Annotated in this window: 3 protein-coding genes and 1 pseudogene; 2 read left to right on the forward strand and 2 right to left on the reverse strand. The window is 64.7% G+C overall.

Going from position 1 to position 2181, the window contains the following annotated elements; all coding sequences use genetic code 11:
• Positions 1-602, reverse strand: a 602-nt coding sequence (locus EOA86_RS31775) for an AraC family ligand binding domain-containing protein (protein ID WP_128345221.1), incomplete at its 3' end; no start/stop codon positions are given.
• Between the two features lie 86 nt (positions 603-688).
• Here EOA86_RS31775 and EOA86_RS31780 point away from each other — a divergent pair.
• Positions 689-1225 (forward strand): hypothetical protein, encoded by a 537-nt coding sequence (locus tag EOA86_RS31780; RefSeq protein WP_128345223.1) that lies wholly within the window; start codon positions 689-691, stop codon positions 1223-1225.
• A gap of 78 nt (positions 1226-1303) precedes the next feature.
• Positions 1304-1933, forward strand: a complete 630-nt coding sequence (locus tag EOA86_RS31785) for a MarC family protein (protein ID WP_128345225.1) — start codon at positions 1304-1306, stop codon at positions 1931-1933.
• A gap of 87 nt (positions 1934-2020) precedes the next feature.
• On the opposite strand, the pseudogene EOA86_RS40825 reads toward EOA86_RS31785, so the two are convergent.
• Positions 2021-2181, reverse strand: a pseudogene (locus tag EOA86_RS40825) (osmotically inducible protein C); the annotation flags it as partial.

The following is a 2181-nucleotide window of genomic DNA, read 5'->3' on the forward strand; positions in this document are numbered from 1 at the left end:
GAGCTGGATGCCGACCGGCCGGTCTCGCTTGCAAGCGCAGCAAGCGAGACCGGCCGGTCGGCATCCAGCTCAATGCGCCGCACCGCCTCCGCGACACGTTTCTCGTCGCGGCGGCTCGGCACCCGGGCAGCAGGCGTGACGCCGGAGGCGACGGCTGCGCCGGCAATCCGCAGACCGATTTCCTCGAACGCGTCGACGTCGGCCATCTCGCGTGCGGATTCCGCCTCGGCCAGCAGCGGTGCCAGCGCCGGCAAGGGCGGCAGCCGCGGCGTCTCGAAGGCCAGCTTCTTCACGCCCGGCATGTCGGCAACGATCTGTTCCATATAGGCCGGCTCGAACTGGAAGGAGAGGCAGCGGTCGCCGGCGCCATGCTCGTGCCCACACTCATAGCACGTGCCAGGGTTGCCGAGCAGGAGCGCGCCCGGCGTCAGCATCGCATTGCCCTGGCGTGCGCGGTAGCGGAATGTGCCATTGGTCACCACGGCGACGCAGAAATTACGGTGCTCTTCCTCGAACGGGCGATCGGAGGCGCCGGCGGTGCAGACCACGTCCAACACCTGCCAGCCTCGTCCGGACGCCAGTGTATGCGCGCTCGTTGTCATGGCTTGAAAGATAGCAATTTTTCCCAAGCACAGAACCCTGCCGCCGCCTATTCCCTCCAGTCTCCTGACAAGATGAGGTCGAAATCATGTTCAATTCATCTTCCTTTGTCGAAGCCCTGCACAGCGACGAGCCTGCCGGGGACCTGGCCGAAAAACTGAACCTTTACGGCCGCTTCGTCGGCGCCTGGACATTCGATGCCACGCGCCACCTCGAGGACGGCCAGGTGCTGACCGGGCGCGGCGAGGTGCATTTCGGCTGGGTGCTCGAGGGCCGCGCGATCCAGGACGTATGGATCCTGCCGGCGCGCGACGCCGGTCCCTCACCCTCCCTCGGCAAATGGACTTTCTATGGCACGACATTGCGTGTCTATGACCCCGGCGTCGAGGCCTGGCATATTTTCTGGAGCGATCCGCGCACCCAGTACTACAGCCGCCAGCTCGGCCGGGCCGAGGGCGACACCATCGTCCAGCAAGGCGCTGACGGCAGTGGCACCTCGGTGCGCTGGAGCTTTTCCCGGATTACCGAAAACTCCTTCCGCTGGCTGGGCGAACGCTCTCAGGACGATGGCGCGACCTGGCGGCTCGAAGTCGAGTTCCTGGCGCAGCGAGCCGGCAGCACCTGACCTGCACGGTTTCCCCTGACGCTGCTTTGCTCTACCAATGCAGGGGTCTCGGGCACGGCCCGGCGGGGAGGGTCAGAGATGCCGAGCTTCGACAGCCTGTTCAACGCCTTCGTCACCATTCTCGTGACCGTCGACCCGCCAGGCCTGGCACCGCTCTTCCTCGCCGTGACGCGCGGCATGAACCGCGAGGAGCGCAACCAGGTTTCCGTCCGCGCCTCGATCATCGGTTTCCTGGTGATGGCGCTGTTTGCAATCGCCGGTGCATCGATCCTGTCGGTGTTCGGCATCACGCTGCCGGCGTTCCGCGTCGCCGGCGGGTTCCTGCTGTTCTTCATCGCCTTTGAAATGGTGTTCGAGCGCCGGCAGGACCGCAAGGAAAAGATCGGCGACGTCGCCATCGCCAAGGACATGATCCACAACATCGCCGCCTTTCCGCTGGCGATCCCCCTGATCGCCGGTCCGGGCGCGATTTCAGCGACCGTCCTGCTGTCCGGCTCTTTTCCAGGTTTTGGCGCGCAGGCAGCCCTTGTCGGCATCATCGCGATCTGTCTTGTCATCACCTACCTGGTGTTCGTGCTGGCCGAGCGCATCGACCGCATCCTCGGCCAGACCGGCCGCTCGATCCTGACCCGGCTGCTCGGCGTCATTCTGGCGGCGCTCGCCGTGCAGTTCGTCGCGGACGGCATCAAGGCGCTGATCGCGGCATGAAAACGAAAGCGGCCTCGCGCTTGATTGCAGAGGCTGTCATTATCGTCGTCCAGCTCGCGCGGCGAACCGCCGCCACCAGGCGCTATCCTACCTCGCCATCGTATCGATGACTTCGAAGTCGTGGGTGATCTCGGCGGTCTTGGCCATCATCGCGGTCGCCGAGCAGTATTTTTCGATCGACAAGTCGATCGCCCGTTTCACCTTGTCGCGCGAAAGCGCGCGACCCTTGACGATGAAATGCATATGGA

The organism is Mesorhizobium sp. M5C.F.Ca.IN.020.32.2.1 (assembly GCF_004023105.1).
Taxonomy (GTDB): domain Bacteria; phylum Pseudomonadota; class Alphaproteobacteria; order Rhizobiales; family Rhizobiaceae; genus Mesorhizobium; species Mesorhizobium wenxiniae.

Bases quoted from the DNA above. Each gene is read 5' to 3' on its own strand.
- EOA86_RS31780 (WP_128345223.1), top strand. From the start codon at position 689: ATGTTCAATTCATCTTCCTTTGTCGAAGCCCTGCACAGCGACGAGCCT.
- EOA86_RS31785 (WP_128345225.1), top strand. From the start codon at position 1,304: ATGCCGAGCTTCGACAGCCTGTTCAACGCCTTCGTCACCATTCTCGTG.